Annotated in this window: 30 protein-coding genes; 8 read left to right on the top strand and 22 right to left on the bottom strand. The window is 29.3% G+C overall.

All coding sequences use genetic code 11. The features are described from left to right. Positions 1–2: 2 nt before the first annotated feature. From L8T82_RS03885 to L8T82_RS03970, 18 genes are all read right to left on the bottom strand, one after another. Positions 3–392 (bottom strand): ExbD/TolR family protein, encoded by a 390-nt coding sequence (locus tag L8T82_RS03885; RefSeq protein ID WP_133319663.1) that lies wholly within the window; start codon positions 390–392, stop codon positions 3–5. Next, the gene (locus tag L8T82_RS03890; RefSeq protein WP_220566504.1) at positions 393–953 is read right to left on the bottom strand and encodes a MotA/TolQ/ExbB proton channel family protein; all 561 of its coding nucleotides are present in this window, start codon (positions 951–953) and stop codon (positions 393–395) included. Beyond that, positions 953–1,345 (bottom strand): ATP synthase F1 subunit epsilon, encoded by a 393-nt coding sequence (atpC, locus tag L8T82_RS03895; RefSeq protein ID WP_133319665.1) that lies wholly within the window; start codon positions 1,343–1,345, stop codon positions 953–955. The genes L8T82_RS03890 and atpC overlap by 1 nt, the downstream gene beginning before the upstream one ends. A 2-nt stretch (positions 1,346–1,347) precedes the next feature. Beyond that, complete coding sequence (gene atpD, locus L8T82_RS03900) at positions 1,348–2,745, bottom strand: F0F1 ATP synthase subunit beta (protein WP_263725912.1); 1,398 nt, start codon at positions 2,743–2,745, stop codon at positions 1,348–1,350. A gap of 14 nt (positions 2,746–2,759) precedes the next feature. After that, the gene (atpG, locus tag L8T82_RS03905; RefSeq protein ID WP_263659716.1) at positions 2,760–3,644 is read right to left on the bottom strand and encodes an ATP synthase F1 subunit gamma; all 885 of its coding nucleotides are present in this window, start codon (positions 3,642–3,644) and stop codon (positions 2,760–2,762) included. Between the two features lie 9 nt (positions 3,645–3,653). After that, complete coding sequence (atpA, locus tag L8T82_RS03910; RefSeq protein WP_133319668.1) at positions 3,654–5,159, bottom strand: F0F1 ATP synthase subunit alpha; 1,506 nt, start codon at positions 5,157–5,159, stop codon at positions 3,654–3,656. Between the two features lie 9 nt (positions 5,160–5,168). Next, positions 5,169–5,690 (bottom strand): F0F1 ATP synthase subunit delta, encoded by a 522-nt coding sequence (locus L8T82_RS03915; protein ID WP_263725913.1) that lies wholly within the window; start codon positions 5,688–5,690, stop codon positions 5,169–5,171. Next, positions 5,690–6,202 (bottom strand): F0F1 ATP synthase subunit B, encoded by a 513-nt coding sequence (locus L8T82_RS03920; RefSeq protein WP_263725914.1) that lies wholly within the window; start codon positions 6,200–6,202, stop codon positions 5,690–5,692. Before L8T82_RS03920 ends, L8T82_RS03915 begins: the two co-directional genes overlap by 1 nt. 9 nt (positions 6,203–6,211) lie before the next feature. After that, positions 6,212–6,637, bottom strand: coding sequence for a FoF1 ATP synthase subunit B' (locus L8T82_RS03925; protein ID WP_133319671.1), 426 nt, complete (start codon positions 6,635–6,637; stop codon positions 6,212–6,214). A 63-nt stretch (positions 6,638–6,700) separates the two neighbouring features. Then, the gene (locus tag L8T82_RS03930; RefSeq protein ID WP_263725915.1) at positions 6,701–7,552 is read right to left on the bottom strand and encodes a ParB/RepB/Spo0J family partition protein; all 852 of its coding nucleotides are present in this window, start codon (positions 7,550–7,552) and stop codon (positions 6,701–6,703) included. A 3-nt stretch (positions 7,553–7,555) separates the two neighbouring features. Next, positions 7,556–8,338 (bottom strand): ParA family protein, encoded by a 783-nt coding sequence (locus tag L8T82_RS03935; RefSeq protein ID WP_012660935.1) that lies wholly within the window; start codon positions 8,336–8,338, stop codon positions 7,556–7,558. Beyond that, entirely contained in the window at positions 8,335–8,970 is a 636-nt protein-coding gene (locus L8T82_RS03940; RefSeq protein WP_263725916.1) for a biotin--[acetyl-CoA-carboxylase] ligase, read from the bottom strand. The genes L8T82_RS03935 and L8T82_RS03940 overlap by 4 nt, the downstream gene beginning before the upstream one ends. Then, the gene (gene fmt, locus L8T82_RS03945; protein WP_263725917.1) at positions 8,951–9,862 is read right to left on the bottom strand and encodes a methionyl-tRNA formyltransferase; all 912 of its coding nucleotides are present in this window, start codon (positions 9,860–9,862) and stop codon (positions 8,951–8,953) included. Before fmt ends, L8T82_RS03940 begins: the two co-directional genes overlap by 20 nt. Next, positions 9,859–10,326: a DUF6194 family protein gene (locus L8T82_RS03950; protein WP_263725918.1), complete on the bottom strand. Its 468-nt coding sequence runs from the start codon at positions 10,324–10,326 to the stop codon at positions 9,859–9,861. The genes fmt and L8T82_RS03950 overlap by 4 nt, the downstream gene beginning before the upstream one ends. Beyond that, complete coding sequence (gene obgE / locus L8T82_RS03955) at positions 10,326–11,369, bottom strand: GTPase ObgE (protein WP_263725919.1); 1,044 nt, start codon at positions 11,367–11,369, stop codon at positions 10,326–10,328. Before obgE ends, L8T82_RS03950 begins: the two co-directional genes overlap by 1 nt. A 95-nt stretch (positions 11,370–11,464) precedes the next feature. Next, positions 11,465–11,719 carry a 50S ribosomal protein L27 gene (rpmA, locus tag L8T82_RS03960; protein WP_039649045.1) on the bottom strand — a complete coding sequence of 85 codons (255 nt, stop codon included), beginning with the start codon at positions 11,717–11,719 and terminating at the stop codon, positions 11,465–11,467. 10 nt (positions 11,720–11,729) lie between these two features. Beyond that, the gene (gene rplU / locus L8T82_RS03965) at positions 11,730–12,038 is read right to left on the bottom strand and encodes a 50S ribosomal protein L21 (protein ID WP_263659711.1); all 309 of its coding nucleotides are present in this window, start codon (positions 12,036–12,038) and stop codon (positions 11,730–11,732) included. 150 nt (positions 12,039–12,188) lie between these two features. Continuing rightward, entirely contained in the window at positions 12,189–13,223 is a 1,035-nt protein-coding gene (locus L8T82_RS03970; RefSeq protein WP_133319678.1) for a cytochrome-c peroxidase, read from the bottom strand. A 198-nt stretch (positions 13,224–13,421) separates the two neighbouring features. On the opposite strand from L8T82_RS03970, the gene plsY reads away from it, so the two are divergent. The 5 genes from plsY to L8T82_RS03995 all read left to right on the top strand — a co-directional run bounded on the left by plsY (position 13,422) and on the right by L8T82_RS03995 (position 16,948). Then, complete coding sequence (plsY, locus tag L8T82_RS03975) at positions 13,422–14,033, top strand: glycerol-3-phosphate 1-O-acyltransferase PlsY (RefSeq protein WP_263725920.1); 612 nt, start codon at positions 13,422–13,424, stop codon at positions 14,031–14,033. Then, positions 14,018–14,335, top strand: a complete 318-nt coding sequence (locus tag L8T82_RS03980) for a dihydroneopterin aldolase (protein ID WP_133319680.1) — start codon at positions 14,018–14,020, stop codon at positions 14,333–14,335. Before plsY ends, L8T82_RS03980 begins: the two co-directional genes overlap by 16 nt. A gap of 77 nt (positions 14,336–14,412) precedes the next feature. Then, positions 14,413–15,087: a homeostatic response regulator transcription factor HsrA gene (gene hsrA / locus L8T82_RS03985; protein WP_133319681.1), complete on the top strand. Its 675-nt coding sequence runs from the start codon at positions 14,413–14,415 to the stop codon at positions 15,085–15,087. 119 nt (positions 15,088–15,206) lie between these two features. After that, positions 15,207–15,452, top strand: coding sequence for a YfhL family 4Fe-4S dicluster ferredoxin (locus L8T82_RS03990; RefSeq protein ID WP_012660922.1), 246 nt, complete (start codon positions 15,207–15,209; stop codon positions 15,450–15,452). Further along, positions 15,452–16,948: a Ppx/GppA phosphatase family protein gene (locus L8T82_RS03995; RefSeq protein WP_263725921.1), complete on the top strand. Its 1,497-nt coding sequence runs from the start codon at positions 15,452–15,454 to the stop codon at positions 16,946–16,948. The genes L8T82_RS03990 and L8T82_RS03995 overlap by 1 nt, the downstream gene beginning before the upstream one ends. Here L8T82_RS03995 and L8T82_RS04000 read toward each other — a convergent pair. From L8T82_RS04000 to L8T82_RS04010, 3 genes are read right to left on the bottom strand one after another with little or no spacing between them, the layout of a single operon-like run. Then, entirely contained in the window at positions 16,945–17,703 is a 759-nt protein-coding gene (locus L8T82_RS04000; protein WP_263725922.1) for a hypothetical protein, read from the bottom strand. The genes L8T82_RS03995 and L8T82_RS04000 overlap by 4 nt on opposite strands. Further along, positions 17,700–17,996 (bottom strand): flagellar motor switch protein FliN, encoded by a 297-nt coding sequence (fliN, locus tag L8T82_RS04005; RefSeq protein ID WP_133319684.1) that lies wholly within the window; start codon positions 17,994–17,996, stop codon positions 17,700–17,702. The genes L8T82_RS04000 and fliN overlap by 4 nt, the downstream gene beginning before the upstream one ends. Further along, positions 17,993–18,415: a chemotaxis protein CheX gene (locus tag L8T82_RS04010; protein WP_133319685.1), complete on the bottom strand. Its 423-nt coding sequence runs from the start codon at positions 18,413–18,415 to the stop codon at positions 17,993–17,995. Before L8T82_RS04010 ends, fliN begins: the two co-directional genes overlap by 4 nt. Positions 18,416–18,534: 119 nt before the next feature. On the opposite strand from L8T82_RS04010, the gene pseI reads away from it, so the two are divergent. The 3 genes from pseI to L8T82_RS04025 all read left to right on the top strand — a co-directional run bounded on the left by pseI (position 18,535) and on the right by L8T82_RS04025 (position 23,333). Next, entirely contained in the window at positions 18,535–19,569 is a 1,035-nt protein-coding gene (gene pseI, locus L8T82_RS04015) for a pseudaminic acid synthase (RefSeq protein ID WP_263725923.1), read from the top strand. 82 nt (positions 19,570–19,651) lie between these two features. Further along, a complete protein-coding gene (locus L8T82_RS04020; RefSeq protein ID WP_263725924.1) occupies positions 19,652–21,385 on the top strand; it encodes a motility associated factor glycosyltransferase family protein in 1,734 nt (577 codons plus the stop codon). Positions 21,386–21,455: 70 nt separating this feature from the next. Continuing rightward, positions 21,456–23,333: a motility associated factor glycosyltransferase family protein gene (locus tag L8T82_RS04025; protein ID WP_263725925.1), complete on the top strand. Its 1,878-nt coding sequence runs from the start codon at positions 21,456–21,458 to the stop codon at positions 23,331–23,333. 27 nt (positions 23,334–23,360) lie between these two features. Here L8T82_RS04025 and L8T82_RS04030 read toward each other — a convergent pair whose 3' ends face one another. Beyond that, a complete protein-coding gene (locus L8T82_RS04030; protein WP_263725926.1) occupies positions 23,361–25,070 on the bottom strand; it encodes a flagellin A in 1,710 nt (569 codons plus the stop codon). Positions 25,071–25,179: the final 109 nt, after the last annotated feature.

Genomic DNA, 25,179 nt, shown 5'->3' on the forward strand with positions numbered 1-25,179 from the left:
TTTTACTCAGTTTGCAAAGCAACTTTTTGAAAACCCAAATGCTTCATTGTTCTTAAAACACTCATTACATCATCATATTTTAAATTCTTATCCGCTCTAATGAAAACTGTTTCTTGAGTATTATATTGCACTTTTAATGCATTCATATTATCCGCAAAACTTAAAAAATTAAATTTATCTTTTCCTATAAAAATTTCTTTTTTTGCATTAATTGTTATAATTAAACTTTTGATATTTGGAGCACTTGAAGTTTTTTGTGAACCTTGAGGAAGTTGAACTTTTTCTTCATATGTAATACTTGGTGCTGTTACCATTAAAATAGCAAGCAATACAAGCATAATATCCACTAAAGGTGTAATATTTAGTTCGGGTTTTTCTTCTAAAAACATCAATTAAACCTTTGCTGAACTTACTAATACTTTTATCTCACTATCTAAAATATTAATTAGTTCATAAGCTTTGCGTTTGATAATCAAATGAAAACTATATGCAGGAATTGCCACTAAAATTCCACAACCTGTAGCTACCAAAGCTTCACTAATTTTTGGCGCAATAATACTCAAAGAATTTTGCATTTCTAAACCACCAAAAGTTTCAAGTATAGAAATAACTGTACCAAAAAGACCTATAAAAGGAGAGGTTGAAGCAATAATACTAAGCCAAGTTAATCCAATTGTGGCTTTTTTCTCAACAGAATTTTTATAAATATTCATCTTAGTTTCATCAATCTCAATACATTTTTTTAAAATTGATGCACTTTGGCTTAAATCCCTCTCTCCTCTCATCAAAGCTTCTAAAGCCTGACTTTCATCTTGCATCCATTTATTAATAAGCATTAATCTTGAAAATAAAATACTAAAACTAAGTATAAAATACACCGAAAGCCAAGCCAATACAATATAAGTAATTAAGCTTGTATTTTCAAAAAAATGAAAAATTGATTGAAAATCCACTATTTTTGCCTTACATTATTATCCATCTTAGCAAAAGTAGAAGCTAAAGCAACACTATCACTACTCATAGATTTGATTAAATCTTTTGCATCTGCTAATCTTTTTGCTATTTCACTATCACTATTTCCTCCAACCCACACAGCACCTTTTGCTAAAACACTTACTTTCGTTTCAGAAACTTTTGCATGACCTGAATCAATAGCAACTAACTCATGGGTAGAATCTGATTTTTCTATATCTATAATCCCTGCCCTTAAAGAAGAAATTAAAGATGCATGTCCTTTTAAAACACCAAATTCACCTTCACTTCCAGGAAGAACAATAGATTTTACATTATCATTGTAAATCATACCAAGAGGTGTTACCACCTCTATATGTATTAAATTATCCATTATTAAGCCTTAAGTTTTTCTGCTTTTTCAATAACTTCATCAATTCCACCTACCATATAGAAAGCATTTTCAGGTAAATGGTCATATTTCCCTTCTAAAATACCTTTAAAACCTGCTATTGTATCTTCTAAACTAATATATTTACCAGGACTTCCTGTAAATACTTCAGCAACGAAGAATGGTTGAGATAGGAATTTTTCAATTTTTCTTGCTCTTTCAACGATCAATTTATCTTCTTCACTCAATTCATCCATACCTAAAATAGCAATAATATCTTGCAAATCTTTGTATTTTTGAAGTACTGATTGTACTCCACGAGCTACTTTATAATGCTCTTCACCAATAATTTGTGGATCAAGCATTCTTGAAGTAGAATCAAGCGGATCAACAGCTGGATAAATACCTTTTTCAGCAATTGATCTATTTAAAACCGTAGTTGCATCTAAATGCGCAAAAACAGTTGCAGGAGCAGGGTCTGTTAAATCATCTGCTGGCACATAAACTGCTTGAACTGAAGTAATAGAACCTTTTTTAGTTGAAGTAATTCTTTCTTGGAATTTACCCATTTCGCTAGCTAAAGTTGGTTGATAGCCAACGGCTGAAGGAATTCTTCCTAAAAGTGCCGACATTTCAGAACCTGATTGTGAAAATCTAAAGATATTATCAATAAACATCAATACATCAAGTCCCATTTCATCTCTAAAATACTCAGCCATAGTAAGACCTGTTAAAGCAATACGATTTCTTGCTCCTGGTGGTTCATTCATTTGACCATAACATAATGCAACTTTATCTAAAACATTACTTTCTTTCATTTCATTGTAAAGATCATTACCCTCACGAGTTCTTTCACCAACACCTGCAAAAACAGAATAACCGCTATGTTTAAATGCAACATTGTGGATTAACTCCATAATAATAACGGTTTTACCAACACCTGCACCACCAAAAAGTCCTACTTTACCACCTTTTGCATAAGGAGCTAACAAATCAACTACCTTAATACCTGTTTCAAAAATTTCACTTTTTGTACTTTGCTCTTCAAATGGAGGTGGATCTCTATGGATTGACCAATGTTTATCAAAATTGATCTCTTCGCCCTCATCAATCAAATCACCTGTTACATTAAAAATTCTTCCAAGTACTTTTTCGCCCACTGGAATGCTAATTGGGTTTCCAGTCGCAACAGCCGTTAAACCCCTAACAAGACCATCAGTCATATCCATAGCGATAGTTCTTACTTTATTATCACCCAAATGCGCAGCTACTTCAAGCACTAGCTTGCATTCTTTTCCTTCTAATTCATAATTTACGATTATAGCTTCGTTAATTTGTGGAAGATACTCTTTAAATTCAACATCAACCACTGGTCCTAAAACTTGAGAAATAAAACCTTGCATCATCACTCCTAAATTTATTTCATTGACTCAACACCACTGATAATTTCTATCAATTCGGTGGTAATAGATTCTTGTCTTGCTTTATTATAAGCTAAATTGAGCTGTTTAACTCTAGCTTTTGCATTATTGGTTGCATTATCCATAGCTTGCATTCTTGCACTATGCTCAGCCGCCAAAGAATCAACTAAAGAAAAATACATATTATATTCAAAATAAGTTTTTAATAAATCATTTAAAATTTCTTCATCTTCAGGTTCTAAATCCATTAAAGATTGAGACTCTTGTTCTTCTTTGCTCGCAATAGCTTGCACTGGTAATAATTCATTAATACGAATTTCTTGTGAAATCATATTTTTATAGCCATTATGTACAATTACAACCTTATCTGTAACTTCATTTATAAAATCATCAACTGCATTTTCAATAATAGCACAAGCTTTTTCATAATCAGGGCTAGAGCTTGTGTCTAAATATTTTTCTAAAATTTCAATATTTTGAAAATTAAAATACTCTATACCTGTTTTACCAATAGCTCTTAATCTTACTTTGATTTTTTTTGCTTTACAATCTTCAAGCATTTCATTTACTGTTTTAATAGTTTTAATGTTAAAACCACCGCATAAACCTTTATCAGCAGTAATGAAAATAATATCCATTTTCTCAATATTGTCTTTTTTTCTAAAAAACGGAAGTTTATCATCAAGTCCTTCGTATTGATTAATCTTGAAAGCAATTTCAGATAAAACTTCATCAATTTTTTGAGCAAAAACTTTTGACTTTTTAGCTGCCTCTTCTGCCTTTCTTAATTTGGCAGTAGAGACAAGCTTCATAGCATTAGTTGTCTTTTGTGTATTATGAACACTTTTTATTTTTCTTTTAATTTCTTTTAAATTAGACATTTAAAAACCTTATATGTGGTTTGCTTTAAACTCACTCAATGCTTTAGCTAATTTTTCTTCTAAATCTTTATCTAAAGCCTTTTTGGTTCTAATTTGCTCAAAAATTTCTGGATATTTAGCTTCAATAAATGGATATAAAGCTGCTTCAAATTCTCCAATTTTAGAAACTGCTATATCATCTAAATATCCTTTAGTTCCCGCATAAATCATCACTACTTGATTTTCAGCTGAAAGCGGAGAATATGGAGGTTGCTTTAAAACTTCAACCATTCTTTGTCCGCGTTCAAGTTGCTTTCTACTTGCTTCATCTAAATCACTTGCAAATTGTGCAAAAGCTTGCAATTCTCTATATTGAGCTAAGTCAAGTCTTAAGGTACCTGAAACTTGTTTTGTTGCTTTAATTTGTGCAGCACCACCAACACGAGACACAGATAAACCAACATTAATCGCAGGACGAATACCTGAGTTAAACAAATCTGTCTCTAAGAAAATTTGACCATCGGTAATTGAAATAACATTGGTTGGAATGTAAGCTGAAACATCTCCTGCTTGAGTTTCAATAATAGGTAATGCTGTTAAGCTTCCTGCGCCAAGCTCATCACTTAATTTACTTGCTCTTTCAAGCAATCTTGAATGTAAATAAAATACATCCCCTGGATAAGCTTCACGACCCGGAGGACGACGCAAAATCAAAGACATTTCACGATAGGCAACAGCATGCTTACTCAAATCATCATAAACAATCAACGCATGTCTTGAGTTATCTCTAAAATACTCACCCATAGTTACACCTGTATATGGAGCAAGATATTGCAATGCAGCAGGATCTGAAGCACCTGCATTTACCACTATACTATAATCCATTGCACCGTATTCTTCAAGCTTTTTAACTACTTGAGCCACTGTGCTTTGTTTTTGACCAATTGCCACATAAATACAAATAACATCTTTACCTTTTTGACTAATAATTGTATCTATTGCAACAGTAGTTTTACCCGTTTGTCTATCACCAATAATTAGCTCTCTTTGTCCTCTACCAATTGGAACTAAAGCATCAATAGCTTTAATACCCGTATGTAATGGTTCATGAACACTTTTTCTAGCCATAATACCTTTTGCTTTTTCTTCCACAAAGCGATATTCACTTGTTTCAATCGCTCCTTTAGCATCAATTGGCTCACCTAAAGCATTCACAACACGGCCTATCAACGCATCACCAACTGGAACCTTTAGAAGTTTTTTTAATCTTTTTACAGAACTTCCTTCTTTTAAGCCAAGTCCCTTTCCTAAAATAACAATACCAACACTTGATTCTTCAAGGTTAAGCACCATTCCCTTTTCGCCATTTTCAAATTCAACCATCTCACCGGCCATAGCATTTTTAAGACCATAAACCTTAGCAACACCATCAGCAACTGAAATAATCTTACCAGTTTCTTCTATTTCAAGATTAAAATCAAATTTTTCAATTCTTTCTTTTATAATAGAACTAATTTCATCTGCTTTAAATTTCATCAAGTCTCCTTAAATTGCTTTTAATATATATTCATTCATTTTAGCTTTTAAGCTTTGCATTGAAAATGAAATTTCATAACCAAGTCCATCTAAGCTAATTTTTACACTGTCATTATCACTTATTTTACTATCTAATCTAATCTTTGCGTTGAATTTAAAACTAAGTTTTTCTTCTAAATTTTTAATTTCTTCTTCACTTAATTTTTCTTTTGAATAAACTTGCCCTAAAAATTCATTTTCTTTTAATGCTTTTTGTTCACTCAATTCTTTAGTAATGCTTGGAATTAACATCTCTCTATTGTTGCCAACAACTAAGCTCATAAAATTTTTAAAAGCATCACTTGGATTATCTAATAAAGAAAGTATAAAATCTAATTTTTTTTCTTGTTTAAGCTCATAAGCATTTAAAATACTTACAAATTTATCAGAAGCAAAAGCTGAACTAAGTTGTAATAAATTTGAATAAAAATTTTCAAAATCTTTTCTTTCTAATATAGCTTTTGCATAGGTTTTTGCAATTACACTTTCCATCAAGACACCTTTTTCATCATAATATTTAAAATTTCTTTTTGCTGAAGCTGTAAACTTTGATCTTCAAAAATTTCTTCTAAAACCGCTTGCACAACTTCTTTTTCCATTCTTCTTATTTCATATTCTTTATGCTCTTCATAAGTTTTTTCTAAAGCCTTAATCTCCATTTTTGTTTCAGCTTCTATTTTATCTGTAATGATTTCTGCTTCTTTTTTTGCAAGAGCAACTGCATTAATTGCTTCTTGTTTAGCTAAATCTAGTTTTTTCATCATTTCTAATTTATGATTTTTGCTTGCAATAAGTTTTTCTTGTATTTCATTCATCCTAAAGGCAATTTTTGCAATTCTTCCGTGGTAAAAATTTTTTAAAGGTGTTGCTATAAAATAATATAAAATAGCAGCAAACAAAACAAAATTAACTGCTCTTGGGATAATATCATACTCGCCACTTCCATTACCTGCTGCAAAAGCATAAAAAGGAAGCACCGATAATAATGTAATTTTTTTCAACATTTATCTTCCTTAAATTTTACTCAAGCTATCTTTAAAGCTTTGCTTAAATTCTGGCATTTTTAAACGCATCTCTTCTTTTAATTCTTTTTCTTTTTCTCTTAGACTTTTTAGAAAAACATGCATTTGTTCTTCTAATTCTTTTTTCTTTATTGATAATTCTTTTTCTTGTTTTATTTTAGCTTCTTCTACTGCTTTTGCTTTGATTTGATTAATCTCATCTCTTGTTTGTATATGAATTTTTTCCAACTCATTTTCTACATTTGAAACATCATCAGAATTTTTTTTCATTTTTTCTTCGTCATTTTTAATAGTCAAATCTCTAGAATCCATAAATTTAATCAAAGGTTTATAGAGTATAGAATTTAAAATTGCTATCATAAGCAAAAAAATGACACCAGTAGCTATCATGATGGAAAAATGTACATCATTAAACATTAATACTCCTAAATAAATCTAAATAAAACGCGCAATTATACCAAAATATACCTAAAAGCATATTTAATCTAGTATTTTTAAAAATTTTAAAATCTCATTTTCGTCAGAAAAATTAACAATAATTTTTAAATCTTTCACTACTGTCTTAAATCCAAAAGATTCTATTTTTTCTTTTAAATTTAATATAGATTGATTTTGCTTATCTAAATTTGTATTTTTTTCTAAATTATTTGAATTTTTAAAATTTTTAATCAGTTTTTCTGTATCTCTTACATTAAGTTTTTGACCTATGATAGTATCAACTATCATTTTTTCTTCTTCTTTTTCAAGTCCTACTAAAACTTTTGCATGACCTTGTGAAATTTTACCTTCTATAATGAAATTTTGTGTTTGCTCATTTAAATTTAAAAGTCTTAAGGTATTAGCAATTTGTGGTCTTGACTTGTGAATAAGATCTGCTAATTTTTCTTGAGTTATATCATGAATTTCCAATAATTCTTTGTAAGAATGTGCCAATTCTATAGGATTTAAATTTTCCCTTTGGATATTTTCAATCAAAGCAAGCTCGCGTAATTTTATATCATCCACATTTAAAACTACGGCTTTAATCTGTTCTTTTTCTAAAAGCTTACATGCTCTAAATCTTCTCTCGCCAGCTATTATAATATAATCAAATTCATCTTTTTTAAAAACTACAATAGGCTGAATTAAACCATATTCTTTAATAGACCCCGCAAGCTCTTCTAAAGCTTGTGTATCAAAATTTTTCCTTGGCTGATAAGGATTTGGACTAATTAAATCTATATCAATTTCTTCTATTTTGCCTTCTTTTGATCCTAATTCTTTTTCATAAACCTCATCAATATCAGCCAAAATACTACTTAAACCTCTTCCTAATGCGCTTTTTTTTGCCATTTTTTATCCTAATATAGAATGTGCTAAATTTTGATACGCCACTGAACCTGGGGATTTTATATCATAAAGTATAATAGGTTTTCCATAGCTTGGACTTTCAGCAAGTTTTACATTTCTTGGTATGATGATAAAATCATCTTCATTATCACCTGTTCTAAATAGCTTTTGCTTGAAATTTTGCTTTAAATCCTCCACAGTATCTTTTGAAAGATTATTTTGTGAGCTATACATAGTTGGTAAAAAACCTTTTATTTTTAACTTTGGATTGATAGTTTTTTTCACAAATTTTATGGTGTTTAAAACCATCGCAACACCCTCAAGCGCATAAAATTCACATTGTATAGGGATAATAACACTATCGCTTGCTGCAAAAGCATTTACCGTAATACTTCCAAGTGCAGGAGGTGAGTCTATGATAATAAAATCATAATCTTTAGCAATTTCTTTGATTTTTTCTCTTAAAATCGTTCTATATTCTCCGCTTTCTTTTACTACTTCTTGTTCAATTCCAACCAAAGAAATATTTGATGGAGCTAAGTATAATTGTGGAAGTTCAGTTTTTAAAATGATTTCAGAAAGTTTTTTCCTGCCTATAAAAACATGGTAAATATTATACTCATAATTACTTCTATTAAAACCAAGTCCTGTTGTAGCATTAGCTTGTGGATCAATATCTATCAAAAGAACCTTTTTTTCAGCTACTGCTAAAGAAGCCGCTAGATTAATAGCGGTAGTAGTTTTACCTACCCCACCTTTTTGATTTGCAATAGTTATTATCTCACTCATCTTAAACTATATATCCTTTTATTATCTAACAATATAGAACCATCTTTATACAACAAAGCATCTTTTAAAGATAAAATCTTACCTTCATTATGTATAAAAAAATTTCTTGATTTTTCAAATTCTAGCATATACTTGCTAAAAATATTCTTCCATAAATTTTTCTCATCTACATAAGAAAAATACTCATTTAAAAGTTTTGCTATATCTACTTCTATATCTAAAATTTCAGCATTAAATGGAGCATATTTAAGATTAATCCCTATTCCTACAACCAAAAAATCATTGATTTTAGAACTCATCAGACCGCCTATTTTTTTATCTTCTATATAAAAATCATTGGGCCATTTAATCCATACTTTCGAATTTTTTCTTTGCAATACTTCTTTCATTAAAAATGCAAAATATATACTAGCAGAAGCCAAAGGAAGATCTTGTGCTAATTCTTGAGTTTTTATGCAAAAAGATACATGTAAATTTCCTTGCTTACTTTGCCAAGCATTGTCCCTACTACCTATACCAGCACTTTGGATAAAAGCACAAATGGCTGTATTGTTAGTAATTTCTCCACTACGAATTTTATCACTTAAATAAATTTGAGTTGATTCAAGCTCATCAAAATAAACTATCTCCAAGTTTTAACCTTTTTCCATTTAAATAAGTCTTAGCGTCTAAAGCCTTTTTTCCACTTTCTTGTAAATTTTTAATCCTTAAAACACCTTTTTTACATGAAAGCAAAAAGCCTTCCTTTTCTATTTGTAAAATCACGCCTGATTTTTGAGTTTTTTCACTATCGACTAATTCTATATCTAAAAATTTCAAACCATTTTCTAAAAAAATTCCAGGCCAAGGTGTAAAAGCTAAAAATTTTTGATAAATTTCATTTGCATTATTTAAAGCAATCAAGCCATCTTCTTTTTTGATTTTTTTACAATGTGTAACTAAATTTTCATCTTGTTTTTTTGGGATAATTTTTTCAAAATTTAAAAGTGTAGAAACAGTAAGTTTAGCAGCTAAATTTGAAAGCATAATAAACACTTCAGCTGAATTTTTACCTTCTATATCACATTCTATACTTTCTAAAATTGCACCACTATCAAGCCCTTCTTCCATAAGCATAGTACAAACCCCGCTTATTTTATCCCCATTTAAAATAGCACTTTGTATAGGCGAAGCCCCGCGATATTTAGGAAGTAAGGAAGCATGTAAATTGATACAAGGAGCAATATCTAAAATTTCTTTTGGTAAAATCTTCCCATAAGCAGCAACAACTATAAAATCAGGTTTTAGGCTTTTTATTCTATTAGTTATGTTTTCATCTTTTAAGCTTTTTGGAGTGAAAATTTCTATATTTAAATTATTTTCTAAAATAAATTTTTTAGTATCACTTGGGGTTAAAATTTGTTTTCTACCCACAGGTTTATCAGGTTGGGTAAATAAAGCTTGGATATTAAACCCTTTATCAACAAGCTCTTTTAAAATACAAGTTGCATAAGATGGAGTTCCCATAAAAATGATATTTTTCATAATACCACTATCCTTTTTTTATAAGTTTTTATAGCTTTTTGATATGAAAGCTCAAGATAATCTTTAAAAATTTCAAAATTTTTTCTAGAAGGGTTGTTGATGCAAATATACCCCATATAAGCATAAATTGGATGAGGCATGATAAAATCAAGCATAGAAAAATCATAATTTAAACTAACAACCTCACCCTTTAAAGCTTTTTTAGGTTTTTTACCAAAAAGATTTTGGTAATCTTGATCACAAAGAGAGCAACTTAGACGAAATACACCTTGTCTATTTAAATTCGAAGCTTTATCATTTATGCCATCATTTTCTTTAATAGTGCAAAAATAAACTCCGTTTTTTAAAACCTTATCGGGATTATAAAAAAAGCTATGTTCCTTATAAGTAAATTTATATACCAAGCCTTTAAAATTAGACTTGATATATTCTTGAATAAAATCTATAATTAAATTTTCACTCATCAAAGATTATTTTGACTTCTAATTTTTTTAACTTCTTCTAAAAGCATAAATTTAAGCTCTTTAAGTCCAGTTTTTTCAAGGCTTGATACTTTAATAAAAAAACTTTGCGGATTATTTTGACTTTGCAAATAAGCTTTTAGCTCATTATAATCATCTTCTATTTTTTGTGCAAATTCTTCACCTAAATTTACACTATCACTTTTTGAAAGCATTAAGCCAAAATTTCTTGCATAAAGCTTGCTTGAAAATTTTTCCAATTCTTTTCTTAAAATACAAAATTGCTCTTTTAAACTCATATCTCTTAATGGATCAAGCACAAAAAGCAAAAAAGAAGTCCTTTCTATATGTCTTAAAAACTCAAGTCCCAAACCCCTGCCATCGCTTGCACCTTCTATAATACCTGGGATATCTGCCATTACAAAAGAATTATAATCATCTACTTCAACCATACCAAGTTTTGGAGTTAAAGTAGTAAATTCATAATTAGCTATTTCAGGTCTTGCATTAGATACTACGCTTATAAGAGTGGATTTTCCTACATTTGGAAAGCCCACAAGCCCAACATCTGCTATGAGTTTTAATTCTAAGCGCACACTTAAAGTTTTTCCTACCACGCCTGGTTGGGCATAATCTGGGCGTTGATTAGTAGAGTTTTTAAAATGAGTATTGCCAAGACCACCTTTACCGCCTTTTAAAAATAATTCTTTTTGGCCTTCTACTAGCATATCAAGTAAAACTTCCCCGCTTTGTGCATCAATTACTTGAGTGCCTTGAGGAACGATTAATTCTAAGCTCTCCCCTCTTTTGCCGTTTTTATTACGACCTAGGCCTGGCTGGCCATTTTGTGCTTTAAGTTCTTTTTTACCTTTAAAGTGTGCTAGCGTATGGGTATTATTATCACATATAAAATATATATCGCCGCCATTTCCACCATCGCCGCCATCAGGTCCACCGAGTGGAACATGTTTTTCACGGCGAAAACTCACAGCACCTTTGCCACCATTACCTGAACTTAAAACTAATTTCACATTATCTATAAACATACAATCACCAAAGTATAAATTTTTAAAATGATATTATATTTTTTTTAATATATTAAGATTAAAAAGAAGAAAAAGGCTACAAAGTAGCCTTAAAATTATGCAGGATAAACAGAAACTTTTTTTCTATTTTTATCTTTTCTTTCGAATTTTACAAAACCATCAATTAAAGCAAAAATTGTATGATCTTTTCCTATGCCTACATTATTACCCGCATGAGTTGCTGTTCCTCTTTGGCGGATGATGATGTTGCCAGCGCGAACAAATTCTCCACCAAATTTTTTAACACCTAGACGACGACCTATAGAATCACGATTATTCTGAGTTGAACCTTGACCTTTCTTGTGTGCCATTCTTTACTCCTTAAGCTTTAATATCTACTACTCTAACGCGAGTAAATTGTCTTCTAAAACCGCGTTTTAATTTTGAGTCTTTTCTGCGTCTTTTTTTATAAATCACAACTTTTTTGTCTTTTCCATGAGCAATCACTTCTAAAACAACTTTTGCACCCGCAACAAACGGCGCACCTACCTTTAATTCTTTATCGCATATAGCAAGAACTTCACTTACTTCTATGCTTGATTTTGCTTCAGCTTCAAAACGATCTAGTTTAAGCTCATCACCTTGGCTTACTCTGTATTGTTTTCCACTGTGTTTTATAATAGCATACATACAGCTATCCTTTCTTAAAATATTTTGGTAGCACCATAAAGCATTATGCATAAACATAATTTTAGAAAGCTTTAATGGCTAAAAGCAGTAATTATATCTTGATTTTATATAAAGTAAGCTTAAGACGCAAAAAGCGTCTTAAGATTTAAATTAAAGCTCTGGTTTTGGAGTTTTTTCAGTTGCTTTTGGAAGTTGAGGGTAAGTAATGCTTGGTTTTTTACCTGTTAAGGCATGTAAGAAAGTTTCTATAGAAGCTGCTTCTTTATCAGAAATTTCTATACCAAGTTGCACACTGCCCATTTCTTTGATTGCTTCTTGTAAAGACCAAATAGCACCATTGTGAAAATACGGAGCAGTTTCAGCAATATTTCTTAAGGTTGGAGTTTTAACTAAGCCATTTGCATCACCTTTAAAATCTCCTACATTTGCAAATTTATATTTAGCTGCTACTTGGAAAGCCTGCATACTACCACCTAAATTTACTCCTGTATGACAAGCTGTACAGCCTTTATCGATGAAAGTTTTCAAACCTTCTTTTTCTTTTTTATTTAATGCTTTTGTATCACCTTCTAAGAATTTATCAAATTTAGATGGAGTTAAAAGTGTTCTTTCAAATGTAGCAATAGCATCTGCAATATTATCAAAAGTTACTCCACTGCTACCATAAACTTTTTTAAATTCTTTTACATATTCTGGCATAGAAGCTATTTTTTCTACTGCTAATTTGGCAGGAGTTGCCATTTCAGGTTCTGCTTCAATTGGTCCTTTTGCTTGGTCTGCTAAAGTTCCTGCTCTACCATCCCAAAATTGAGTTGAATTTAAAACTGAGTTATAAACTGTTGGCGAATTTAAATGATGAGGATTAGCTGTCCATTTATGTCCTACAGCAGCCGCTATACCATCAGTACCACCCATACCTAAATTATGACAGGTATTACAAGAAATCAAACCACTTTTAGAAAGTCTTGGCTCAAAATACAGCTTTTTACCAAGGTTAGCTTTCTCTTTAGAGAATTTACTAGCTTTAATACCCATTTCTTTTAATAGTTTTTCAACACCTGTCTGATCTTTTGGTAAAGGTGCCAAACCTGCAGCTTTTGCTTCATCAAGCAAAGCTTTATCGTTAGCAAAAGCAGTTGATGCAACTAATAATGATGATGCAACTAATAATGAAATTTTTTTCATTATCTACTCCTAAATAAGATAAAATAAAGCCTATTTAAAATAAACTTATTGAAAATATATCTATAATTTTCTTTAAATAATATAAAAAATTTATATTTAACAATAAAAATTATTATAGGAGAAAATATCTCTTAAATATTTATTTCAGGGTTTTTTGCTATTATTACAGAGTTTTACAAAAATCTTAGGGAAAAGTAAATGGAAAATTTAATAATCTATCTTTTAGCTTATCTCATAGGCGCTATACCATTTGGGCTTTTACTAGCTCAAATCTTTGCTAAAACAAACATTAAAAATATGGGTAGTAAAAGTATAGGCGCTACAAATGTTTTAAGGGTAGTAAAAGAAAGCGATCCTAAACTAGCTAAAATACTTGCTATTGCAACCGCTATTTTAGACGCATTAAAAGGAATCATACCTATATTAGTGGCAAAATTTATGGGCTATGATGAAAATATCTTATGGACTATGGCTGTTTTAGCAGTATTTGGGCACTGCTTTTCTCCTTATTTAAAATTTGAAGGTGGTAAAGGAGTGGCTACAGGGGCTGGGGTTTTAGCAGTATTTTTACCTTTTGAAATAACATCTGCGGTTTTAGCTTGGTTTATCATAGGAAAGGTATTTAAAATTTCAAGCTTAGCTTCATTAGGAGCTTTAATTGTTTTAATAGCTACTTCATTTATTTTTCATTATGACATGCCTGTGATCAACACCCATGCACCAATTTTTATTATTGCATTTATAGTAATTTATAAACATATACCAAATATTTTAAGGCTTATTGGAAAACAAGAATGCAAAGTCATATAAAAGTCAGTTTAGAATTTAAATGTATTATAGGGCTTTTGGATTTTGAAAGAATTCAAGAACAAAAAGTTATTATAGAACTAGAAGCTAAAAGTAAAAAATTTTTAGATTATGCAAAACTTTGTATTAGAATAGAAAAAATTTATAAAAAGAAAAAATTTAAAACTATAGAAAAATCTTTAAAATACATATGCAAAGATATTAAAAAACATAATAAAAAGCTTAAATTTATAAATATCACTTGTTACAAACCTGATATTATCAAAAATGCATGCGTTGGAGCTAGTCTGAGTAAAAAATATTAAAATTTTTTTAAAGAATTTTGAACATTTGCTTAATTTGTGTTATACTTTTGCACTAAAACTATCTTCAAAGGAATAAAATGCGTATTTTAGTTGTAGAAGATGAAGCATCACTTAATAAAACTCTATCAAATACCTTAAATGAGTTTGGCTATCAAAGTGATACTTCAGAAAATTTTAAAGACGCTGAGTATTTTATAGGTATTAGACACTATGATTTAGTATTATCAAATTGGACTATTGGCAATAATGATGCAAGTGATTTAATTAATGCCATTAAGCAAAAATCTCCAAGAACCGCTATAGTTACAATATGCGCAAAAGCAGATAAAGAAAATGAAATCAAAGCTTTGAAAGCTGGAGCAGATGATTATATAAAAAAACCTTTAGATTTTGAAATTTTAATGGCGAGAATTGAAGCTAGACTTAGATTTGGCGGAACAAATGTGATCAAAATCGATGATTTAGTGATTGATCCTGATGAAGAAAAAATCACTTATCAAGGAAAAGATATAGAATTAAAAGGAAAACCTTTTGAAGTTTTAACTCATTTAGCTAGACATTCAGATCAGATTGTGTCAAAAGAACAACTTTTAGATGCTATTTGGGAAGAACCTGAACTTGTAACTCCAAATGTTATAGAGGTTGCAATCAATCAAATAAGACAAAAAATGGATAAACCGCTTAACATCTCTACCATAGAAACCGTGCGTCGTAGAGGGTATCGTTTTTGTTTTCCTAAAAAAACTAACTAAAATTTTAGAATGATTTAATCATTCTAAAAAATAGATTTTGTTTTTTCTTTCATTTTAAATTACCTATAAGTTTTTATATAGTATAAGTTTGCTTTATTACTTATAAAAAGGAAAAAAATATGTCACTTTTAATCACTAGAGAATGCATATCCTGTGATGCATGTAGGGAAGAATGTCCCGATGAAGCAATCTATGATAATGATCCAATTTATGTCATAGATCCTGATCTTTGTACTGAATGTGTGAATGAATTTTCAGAACCAGCTTGTATAGTAGCTTGTCCAGTAGATTGTATCATACCTGATCCTGATAATGTAGAAAGCATTGATGAGCTTCGTTTAAAACATAAAAATAAAGATATTTAATGGCTAAAAAAACAGCAGTAATTGACCTTGGCTCTAATTCCGTTCGTATGGTAGTTTTTGAAAAAACCTCAAGATATGGTTTTTTCATTTGCAGTGAGCACAAAAAGAAAGTAAGACTTGGAGAAAATGCTTACAATAATAATAAAATTCTTCAAGAAGAAGCCATGCTTAAAGCCGAAAAAGCTTTAACTTATTTTAAGGAAAAAGCTTTAAAAGAAAAATGTAGAAAAATTATTGCTGTTGGAACTTCTGCATTAAGAGATGCGCCCAATGCTAAAGATTTCATAGCTAGAATAGCAAAAAATGTAGGTTTAAATATAAAATGTATTAATGGAAAAACAGAGTCATTTTTAGGTGGGCTTGCTGCGCTAAATTTACTATCAGATATTCAAAATGCCACCACTATAGATATAGGTGGAGGATCGACTGAGCTTTGTTTAATCAAAGAAGGTAAGATTGTAGATTGTATTTCACTTGATCTTGGCACAGTAAGATTAAAAGAAATTTTTTACGATACAAAAAAATTTAATGCACTAGACCAATTTATACAAGAAGCACTAAAACAAGTTCCAAAGCATTTTCAAAATGAAAATATCATTGCCATAGGTGGAAGTTTAAGGGCATTGTCAAATTCTATAATGAAAAAAAACTCTTACCCGTTAAAAATGATTCATAATTTTAGTTATAGTTTTGAAAAAGAAAAAAATCACATAGAAAAAATCCAAAATGCTAAAAATTTAAATGATTTTAACATAAAAAAAGATCGTTTTGATACTATAAAAGAAGGATGTGTGATATTTTTAGCACTAGCAAAAAATTTAAAAGCTAAAAATATCATCACCTCTGCAGTGGGTGTTAGAGAAGGTGTATTTTTATCTAATCTTTTTCAAAAATATACTAAAATAAAAAACGAAACAACGGATTTTTCAAAATTTAATGCCAAATTTCCTCCGAATTTCAATCCAAGCTTAAAATCTATACAAGATCGTTTTAGTATAGATTATAATGATAAAAGTGCTTATTTTGCAAATAAATTATTTGATGTCCTTTTACCTATCCATAAAATTAATCTTGCTTTTAAAAAAGATCTTATAAATGCTGCAAAATTATCGCATATAGGTGAGAGAATTAATTTTTATTTTGCCAATGAACATAGTGCTTATATAGCTCTAAATAGCCTGCATTTTGGTTTTTCACATAAAGAAATTTTATTAATTTCTACTATTTTAAAAGCTAATGGAAAAAAAATCAATCCATTTGCAATAGAAAATATAAAAGATTTATTACCAAATAATCACATATTAGCTTGGCTTAATTTTATTTTAGCTTTATCAAAAAAACTTGCAAAAGACACTGATGAGAATCTTGATTTCACGCTAAAAAATCATACTTTGTATATATACTCGACTAAAAAACAAATTTATTTTTCAAAAGAAGAAATCAAAAAAATTTCGAAGCCAAAACTTATCATTTTAGCTTTTAATCAGCAAAATTAATTATTTTGTTTTAAAAGTAAATTTTGCAATCTTTGTTTATTTTCTTCAAAATAAGAGTCAAAATCTTTTTCTTTTGGCTTTTGAGGCGCTTTGTTTTGTTCTTCATTTTTTATCAAAGCTTCATTTGTTTCTAATACCACATTAGAATTTCCTATAATCATAGTATAACGCTTTAAACCATATTCAAAAACTACAAGTTGATTGTGTCTATCAAGTGGTCTTTGAAAGATTAAATTAAAATTCCTATCTAAAGGGTATTTTTGTCTTAGATATATTTTTAAAAACCAAAGTCCAACAAGCAAAAGTATCAAAACGCTTACAACTAAAATATAATTTGTAAAATCATATTCTTGCATTTTTATTTCCTCGTTTTTTTCCTCTAAGCTTTTTTTAGTACTTAAATTTACACCTTCTTTTTGAGCACGCAACCTTAAACCATATTCGCCAATTGCATCAGCGGTGATTTGTATTTTATCGCCTACACTTAAAGCTATAAAAGTTTTTTTATCTTCTGAAAAAATTTTAATTTTTTTTATAATATCAGAATTTAACGCTCTATCTTCCTCTTTTGCGCTTTTAGCATTTAAAGTAAAAATAATAATACCATCTTTTTTCTTTTGACTAATACCTTCTTTATAAGGAACATCAAATGAAAAAGTAATATCCACCCTATCTTCTCTTGGATAAATATTGTAATCAAGAATTTTTGCCCCAAAAAGAGGTAAAGCGAGTAATAAAATCCAAATAATTTTCATTGCAATTCTTTTTTGAAATACTGCAATACTGATTTAGAATCTAAAATTTCATTAATCCTTATAGCAAGGTTTTTCTCATACACCATTACCTCACCTTTGCCAAAAATTCTTCTATTTAAATAAAGTTCCACGCTTTCACCCGCTGGCTTTTCAAGGTCTATCACAGAACCAACTTCTAGCTTTAAAAGCTCTCTTACGCTCATATTAGTAGTACCAAGCTCACTAACAAAATCAACGCTAATATCTAAAATATCTTCATAAGATTGCAACAATCCTAAATGATCTTCTATCATAATTTTTTATAACCTATTCTAAAACGAGCATTTTTCATTTCATAAGTAAATTTTTCTTTGAGTTTGATTTTTGAAAATCCATCAATACGTCCTAAATATTCAGGAACACCCAAGCGATATTCATCTTTGCCATTAGTGTCATTAAGTAATTTTTTGGCATAACCTATAATTTGATTAGCTACTTCTTTTACTAAATCTGCTAGATCATCTTCTTTTAACTCTTCATGCAATAAAAATTGCGCAATCTCATTAAGAGCCTTTTTTTGAAAAAACAGATAAAAACTATATTCTTCATCTTTAAAATACAAAGGTATAGAAGCCCCATAAAGCTCGCCTCTAATCACGCTTGTTGGTGTAATTTTAAGTTTTAAAATGTGTTCACAAAAGTGATAAATCGAATATTCTAGTGTTTTAGTCATAGTTTTTTCCTTAGATAACTTTATAATAAATTTATTTTACTAAATAAACCTTTAATCATAATTAATAATTAAAATATAAAATATAGTAAATTTTTATTTAAATTAAAAAAGGTTTTTTAATGTTTATAGAAAATTTTAACATAAATGAAAAAGTTTTCATCATCGCTGAACTTTCAGCCAATCATGCAAATAATCTTGAAATAGCTTTGAAAACTATACAAGCAGCCAAACAAGCAGGAGCTGATGCTATAAAAATTCAAACCTATACCCCAGATAGCTTAACACTAAATTCTGACAAAAAAGATTTTATTATTGAAGGTGGTTTATGGCATGGACGCAAATTATATGAGCTCTACGAAGAAGCTAAAACTCCTTATGAGTGGCATGAAAAACTTTTTGAATGTGCTAAAAATGAAGGTTTAATTTGCTTTTCTAGTCCTTTTTCTAAAGAAGATGTAAATTTTTTAAGGCAATTTAATCCCCCAGCTTATAAAATCGCTTCCTTTGAAGCAAATGATTATGATTTTGTGCGTTATGTAGCAAAAGAAAACAAACCTACTTTAGTTTCTACAGGCATAGCCTATGAAGAAGAACTTGAAATGATTGTTAAAATTTTTAAAGAAGAAAACAATCCGAATTTGATTTTGCTAAAATGCACCTCGGCTTATCCTTCACAAATTTGTGATTTAAATTTAAATGTCATAAAAACTTTACAAGAAAAATTTAACACTATTGTTGGTTTAAGTGATCATAGCGAGGGATTTTTAGCACCAACTTTAGCCGTAGCTCTTGGTGCAAGAGTCATAGAAAAACATTTTATATTAGACAAAACTTTAAATAGCGCTGATGCTAAATTTAGTCTTGATTTTGAGGAGTTTAAACAAATGTGTTCTATGGTGCGTTTAAGCGAGCAAGCTTTAGGAAACAAAGAATTTAGCATGGATGAAAAAACTTTAAAAAACCGCCATTTTGCAAGAAGTTTATACGCAAGCAAAGACATCAAAAAAGGTGATATTTTCACACGAGAAAATATAAAAAGCGTAAGACCAAGCCTAGGTTTGCATCCTAAATTTTTACCTATCATGCTTGGTAAAAAAGCAAGTTGTAATATAGAATTTGCTAAAGCTTTAGAAGAAAAACATTTCAAGGAATAATCATGGAAAAACATATTTTGTTTAAAAATCATGATAGTAAAAAATATGTTTTGATATAATAAAATAAAAATTTGGACTTTAAATGAATAAAGAATTATTTTTAAAAAACACCCAAGCTCTTTTTGAAGTAGATCAAATACTAGCTTATGAGTTGAGAAAAATCACTCAAAATCATAAATTTAAAATCATAGAAAATAAAATTTTTGATTTGCAAAATCAAGTTTTTTTAGATGAAAATCATTCTTTTGATTATGATAAATTTCAATTATATCCAGTATTATTTTTTTATGGTTTTGGCGATGGAAAATTTTTTATAGAACTTTTAAAAAATCAGAATTTAAAACATATTGTTATTTTTGAAGAAGAATTAGAAATTTTATATCTAGCTTTTCATATGATTGATTTTACCACACTTCTTAGAAAAGAAAAACTTATTTTGTTTTTTACACCAAATATCAACACCGCTCAACTTAAAGTTTTATTTAATTATCCGCAAATCAAACATACGCTGAAAATTTTCAATTTTCATTTTTATAATGATTTTTATATTAATTTTTATACACCCAATGCTCAAAATGTGATGCAAATTTTATTAAATCTCATAAAAACACTAATGCTTGCTCGTGGAAATGACCCAAAAGATGCTTTGCTAGGAATAAAACATAATATTATAAATTTAGAAAAAATCATCACTCATACTCCTTTTAAAAATCTAATAAAAGATAGAAAAGCCAAAGCAAAAAATGCCATTATAGTTTCAACAGGTCCTTCTTTGATGAAACAACTTCCGCTTTTAAAAAAATACCAAGAAAATGTTGTAATTTTTAGTGCTGATAGCTCTTATATTATCTTAGCTAAAGAGGGAATTAAGCCTGATTATGTCTTTTCACTAGAAAGAGAAGATATGACTAGCGAATTTTTCAATAATGATTTTGGAGAATTTGATAAAAATATTTTATTTATCATAGCTTCTTTAACTCATCCTAAAACTATAGAATATTTAGAAAAAAACAATAGAAATTATATGCTTGTTTTAAGACCTTTGTTTTTTGAAAGCAAACTTGGCTTAAATGAATATGGTTTTTTGGGAAATGGCATGAGTGTTGCTAATATGGCTTATGAGTTAGCTGGAGCTTTAAGATTTGAAAATATTATTTTAATAGGGCAAGATCTAGCTTATAGTGATGATGGAAAGTCTCACCCAAAAGAACATTTATATGGTGATCAAGGAGACGAAGAAGTTGTTTATAAAACAATCTGTGCATATGGAGGCAATAAAGAAGTAAAAACACAACTCACATGGTATTTGTTTTTAAAAAGTTTTGAAAAAGATATAGCTCTAGCTAGAGATATATTAAAAATCAAAACTTATAATGCCACGGAAGGCGGGGCAAGGATAGAAGGGACTATAGAAAAACCTTTTAAAGAAATTTGTGAAGAGTTTTTAAAAGAAAAAATTGAAAAAAATATTATTTTAACAAAAGCAAAAAATCCACAAAAAAAACTAAAACAATGCAAAGAAAAACTCAACAAACAAATAAAACAAAGTGAAATTTTTATCAATGAATGTAAAAAAGCTATTAAAGATAAAAGCTTAGAAAGATTAGAAAAACTAAGACTTAAGCTCCCAAAAAGTGAATTTTTTTCAGATATTTTACAAGCTAGATGCTTTCAAAATGAATGTGAGGTTTTAAAATACAAAGTTGAAAAAGAAAAAAATACAAAATCTTTCTTAGAACAACAAATCGATTTTTTTGATGAGATTATTTTATATCTTGAAAATTATAATAAAACTATAAAAGAAAATTTAAAATAATAACACATCAAATTTTTGATAAAAAACATAAAAAATGACGATATTATTTTTTTAATCAAAAAGGATAAAAATGAAAACAGAGATTTTTAAAAAAAATTTAAAAGCCTTAAAAGGAAGTGAATATCAAACACTAAAAAGAAAATTAGGTAGAATAAAAGAAGCTAAAGATTATATTTATGTTTTTGATAAAGATCCTTTAAATTGTAATATATGCTATAAAAATATAAAAAATTTATATATAAATCCTTTAAAAGAATTACAAGAAAAAATTGAGTTATTCAATAAAGAATACTTAAGATACCCTATACTTTTTTTCTATGGATTGGGCAATGGTATATTTTACAAAAGTTTGCTTGCAAATAAAGAACATAAAAGAGTTATTGTATACGAAAAAGATATTGAGTTAATATTTTTAGTTTTTAATATGATAGATTTTTCCAAAGAACTTTTAGAAGGTAGATTTATTTTAATCCATACAAAAGAATTTAACTATGCGAAAGCTGATACATTGTGCTCTTTTTTAAATTTATTTTTAAAAACTTACAATCTACACATTCATTCTAAATTTTATGAAGATCAAAAAAAAGAAATCAATCTAATTAGCACTTTAAATATACAAGCTATTAAAAATATTGCTTTAAGAAGAGGAAATGATCCAATTGATGCCATGCAAGGCATAGAGCAATTTGTTCTAAACTTACCTAAAATGCTTACACATCCAAGTTTTAGTGAATTTAAGAAAAAAAGATCAAATAAAAGCAAAAATGCTATATTGGTAGCTACTGGACCTTCTTTAAAAAAACAACTTCCTTTACTTAAAAAATATGCTAACAAAGCTACTATATTTTGCGCTGATAGTGCTTATCCTATCTTAGCAAAGGCAGGTATAAAACCTGATTATGTTTGTATGCTAGAAAGAGATGATGTGGTATCAAAATGCTTTGACAATGATTTTAAAGAATTTGATAAAGACATTACTTTTATTTTAGCTTCATTAGTATATAAAGATAGTATAAAATTTTTAGAAAAAAACAAAAGAAAATATATTTTAGTTTCAAGATCGCTACCTTTTGCTTATTCTTTAGGATTGCATGATTTTGGCTATGTAAGTGGTGGAATGAGCGTGGCACATTTAAACTATGAACTAGCACTTTTACTAGGACATGAAAATATCATCTTAATAGGACAAGATTTAGCTTATAGCGATGATGGACAAACTCATAGCGAAGGATTTATCCATAGTGCCTATCATGAAGGAGAATTTGAAAAAAACAAAGATAAGTATAAAATAAAAGCATATGGTGGAAAAGGTTATGTCCATAGTTCTGAAATATGGATTTTATTTAAAAATATCTTCGAAAACTTAATTTCTGAACAAAAAACTACAAAAATTTACAATGCCACAGAAGGCGGGGCAAGGATAGAAGGAACCATAGAAAAACATTTTAAAGAAATTTGTGAAGAATTTTTAAAAGATGAAGTAAAAAAACCTTTTCCGAAACTAAATCCACCAAAACGCAAAGACAGCCAAGAACTTATGCTAAAAGCTTATAAGCAAATCAAACAAAACATAAAAATTAGCCAAAATTTTTTAAAAGAATGCAAAAAACTTCATAAAGAATTAAATTCAAAAAGTAAAACTCATTATACTATCAAAGAATTAAATTTAAAAATAGACAAATTAAAAGAAAAATTAGAAAGCAAAAAATATATTTTTTTAAGAGAAATTTTAGGACCATCACTATTTCATTTAGAAAGTTCTTTTTCAAAAATATATGTTAATCCTATGCACAATGATAGCGATAAACAAAATAAACTTGTTGCTTGGATTACAGCACATAAATCTTGGCTAGAAGAAATCAGCGAACTAGCTTTAGTTCAAGAAAAAGCCTTAAAAATAGCCATCATACCTTTACAAGATATTTTAGAAAAAAGAAATTTAATATAAGGCGAAACTGCCTTATATTATTTGGATTTATTGTAAGAGTTTTAAAACATTTTGTTGCACAGCATTAGCCTGACTCATAGCATAAGATCCACTTTGAGCTAGGATGTTGTATTTAGAGAAATTTGCACTTTCTGCTGCAAAATCTACATCTCTGATGTTTGATTCAGCTGATTTGATATTTACTTGGGTTACACTGATGTTATTTAGTGTAGCTGTGATTTGATTTTGCACCGCACCAATATCAGCTCTAATGGCATCTAGATTTGCTGTAGCGGTTTCTACTATATCCATCACAGCCATAGCACCTTTAAGTGTGGTAACACCTGGAGTTTGATCATTAGCTGCTATAGTCATAGCACCAACACTTGTTTGAAAATTAGCAAATTGAGTTGCACCACTACCATCGGAACTAAAACCAAAAGCTATTGAAAAAGCAGTTACAGTTACAACATTTCCTTCATAAATTTGAGAATAATTATTCCCACTACCTACAGAAAATCCTGTACCAGCACTCATGCCACCTTGTGCACTCATCCAAGCTGAAACACTTGCATGAGTTATAATCATCTTACCGCCACCTTTGTAAGCATTAAAGCCCATAGCATCCGCTACATTGGTGTCAATTCTTCCTTTTGATTCTCTTAAAGATACAGAAGCTTGAGAGATCATATCAGCAGTACCCATACCTATAGCAGAGAGATTGCTTCCTGATATTAAGATATCTTTACCATCATTTTTGATTAAAGATAAACGACCATAATTTTCATAATCTTGTTTTCTAATGCCTGAACCAGGTCCGATACTACCATCTATTTTAATGCCTCTACCATCTCTTGAAGTTAAAACAAGTCTACCATTAGCATCTCTTGAAGCCTCTACACCAGTGCTATCTTTAACCGAATTAATAGCAGCTACCAAAGAGCCATTTTGATCACTATCTTGATATTCTATCCTACCTATAGTTACACCATTAATCTTAAAATCATCACTCGTAACACCAGCTTTTATAGGACCAACACCCGTAGTTTCAACTAAGAAATTTGCTCTAACACCTGTAATATCAGAAACTCTATTAATCTCTTCAGCCAAAGCACCAAGCCCTGTTCCTACTGAAGTAGAAATCACTACAGGTTGGAATTTAAAATCATCTACCCCATTATAATTTTTAATGGTAAGCTGAGTCACACCGCTACTTTTAGCTTGAGAACCTGTTTCAAATCTAGTTACACCTATTTTAGAGCTTTGAGTTGGCCCTATACTAGCTTTTACAGTTTGATTTGACTGTGCACCTAGTTGGAATTCTTGATTTATAAAGTTTCCGCTTAAAAGTTGTTTACCATTAAAAGCTGTAGTGTTAGCTATATTATCAAGTTCTTCCATCAAACGATTAATATCAGCTTGAAGCATATTTCTTGTTTTAGTACTTTGTCCATCTTGTGCTGCTTGAGTAGCTTTTACTTTGATAGTATCTAAGATTTTAAGCTGCTCATCCATAGCCTTATCAGCTGTTTGTAAAATACCTATAGCATCATTACCATTATTTATCGCTTGACCTAAAGTTGCAGCTTGCGATCTTAAGCTATCTGCTATAGCCATACCTGAAGCATCATCTGCTGCAGAGTTGATTCTAAGACCTGAACTAAGTCTTGATAAAGACTTATCAAGCTCTCTTGCTGTGATAGTTGAATTTGCATGTGCATTCATTGCACCTATGTTGGTGTTTATTCTAAAACCCATTTTAAATCCTTTCAAAATATTGCTTAGAACTTTGCAAAGCAATAAATGTTCCAAAATTTAAAGAGTATTTTAAAGAGTATTTTAAAGAGTATTTTAAAGAGTATTTTAA

This window comes from Campylobacter sp. IFREMER_LSEM_CL292 (assembly GCF_025771615.1).
Taxonomy (GTDB): domain Bacteria; phylum Campylobacterota; class Campylobacteria; order Campylobacterales; family Campylobacteraceae; genus Campylobacter_D; species Campylobacter_D lari_D.